Raw genomic sequence first — 1,283 nt, forward strand, 5'->3', positions numbered from 1 at the left:
GGGCACCTCGAAAAATTGCGCTAACCGGGCCGCCGGGGTAGGACGCACGGGGCATTCGGCTGCTGGAGCGTGACGATGGCGCAGATGGGTTTCTTTGATCTTTCGGACCGCTACGTGAGCCTAGACGCCAAGAAGGACCCGCTGGTCGAGATCGACGCCATTGTGCCCTGGGAGGAGTTCCGACCGACGCTGGAGCGGGTCTGGCGCAAGCCGGAGGCGGAGCGCAAATCGCGGGCGGGGCGCAAGCCCATGGACGCGGTGGTGATGTTCAAGACGCTGGTGTTGGGTGCCCTCTACAACCTGTCCGACGACCAGATCGAGTATCAGGTCCGCGACCGGCTGTCCTTCATGCGGTTCCTTGGTCTGGGGCTGGAGGACCGCGTGCCCGATGCAAAGACCGTCTGGCTTTATCGCGAGGGGCTGGCACAGGCGGGCATGGTCGAGGCGCTGTTTCAGCAGTTCGACGGCTATCTGGCGCGGCAAGGCTACATCGCGCGGGGCGGCCAGATCTTGGATGCCTCCATCGTGCCGGTGCCGAAGAACCACAACACGCGAGATGAAAACCGGGCGATCAAGGCCGGCGAGGAGCCCGAGGGCTGGGCCGAAAAGCCCGCCAAGCGATCGCAGAAGGACGTGGATGCCCGCTGGACCAAGAAGCACGGGAAATCCCACTACGGCTACAAAAACCACGTTAACGTGGACCGCCAGCACAAGCTGGTGCGCCGTTACCACGTCAGCGATGCGGCCCTGCATGACAGCCAGGCAGTGGATCATCTGCTGATGCGGGGCAACACTGGCGCAGGGGTCTGGGCTGATCCGGCGTATCGGTCCGTAGAGATGGAAGCCAGGCTGCGCGCGTGCAAGCTGAAGAGCCACATCCACCGCAAGGGCAAGCGAGGCAAGCCGCTTACCGAACAGGCTAAAGGCAGCAACCGCACGAAATCCGCAGTGCGCGCACGGGTCGAGCATGTCTTCGGCGCGCAGACCAACGACATGGGCGGCACGCTGTTGCGCACCATCGGCCTGGTGCGGGCGAAGGCCAAGATTGGGATGAAGAACCTCGCCTACAACATGCGTCGCCTCGTCCAGCTGCGCCGCCTGAACCCCTGCCCAGCGTGATCCGGGGCGCCGAAGTCAGCCCGTAAGGGCCGAAAGGCGGCGCAGTCCTCCGCCCGTAAAGCCCGCGAAGCCAACACGCCACACCCTGCCCAGACACGTCATGTGTTCCTCAAGCCGTCGAACCGGCCAAAGAACAGCGCAAGCGGTCAAAAATCGAGGTGCCC

Annotated in this window: 1 protein-coding gene; it reads left to right on the top strand. The window is 64.2% G+C overall.

Translation table 11 applies throughout. The features are described from left to right. Nucleotides 1-75 precede the first annotated feature (75 nt). Nucleotides 76-1,119 carry an IS5 family transposase gene (locus tag CK944_RS22140; protein WP_103175182.1) on the top strand — a complete coding sequence of 348 codons (1,044 nt, stop codon included), beginning with the start codon at nucleotides 76-78 and terminating at the stop codon, nucleotides 1,117-1,119. The last annotated feature ends 164 nt before the right edge of the window (nucleotides 1,120-1,283 follow it).

Source organism: Paracoccus sp. SY (assembly GCF_002901215.1).
GTDB classification, from domain to species: domain Bacteria; phylum Pseudomonadota; class Alphaproteobacteria; order Rhodobacterales; family Rhodobacteraceae; genus Paracoccus; species Paracoccus acridae.